The sequence below is a fragment of the Streptomyces beijiangensis genome, from assembly GCF_017315755.1.
GTDB classification, from domain to species: domain Bacteria; phylum Actinomycetota; class Actinomycetes; order Streptomycetales; family Streptomycetaceae; genus Streptomyces; species Streptomyces beijiangensis.
This window is the reverse complement of sequence record NZ_JAFLRJ010001250.1, coordinates 1-526: the sequence shown is the minus strand read 5'-3', so window position 1 is coordinate 526 and position 526 is coordinate 1. Positions and strand designations below refer to the sequence as shown.

General features: G+C 66.5%; 1 pseudogene. It reads left to right on the top strand.

Annotated features, from left to right (window positions below):
• Positions 1-436: pseudogene (locus J0695_RS41375) on the top strand (transcriptional regulator); the annotation flags it as partial.
• Positions 437-526 lie beyond the last annotated feature (90 nt).

Genomic DNA, 526 nt, shown 5'->3' with positions numbered 1-526 from the left:
GCTCGCGGGCCGGGACAAGGACAAGGACAAGGCCGAGCACAACCTGTTCGAGGCGGATCGACTGGCCAAAGCGACCGGGCCAGCTGAGAAGGTGCACTGGCTGTCGTTCGGGCCACTCAACGTCGCCGTCCACAAGACCTCGGTGCTGGCCGAACTGGACGACTACCAGGGGGCCGTGGACTCAGGGCAGAAGATCAAGCTGCCCGACACGTGGCCGCGCTCGCGATCCGCTCACCACCATGCGGAGATGGCGCGCTCGCTGATGTGGACAGGGCGCGCGGAGGGTGCGTTCAAGGCGCTTCAAGAGGCTCGGCGGCTGGCACCTCAGCAGACGCGGTACCACCCGACGGTGCGCGAGACGTATGCCCACCTGGACGCCCAGAAGCGCCGTCTACCGGAGACCTTCGCGGGGTACGGGGCGTGGCTGGGGCGATAGCACTGGGTGAAACTGTGGCCCCAACTGTCAGTGAGGACTGATAGTTGGGGCCTATTCGCGCCCCCACGATGTGACGGTCAGCACACGGTC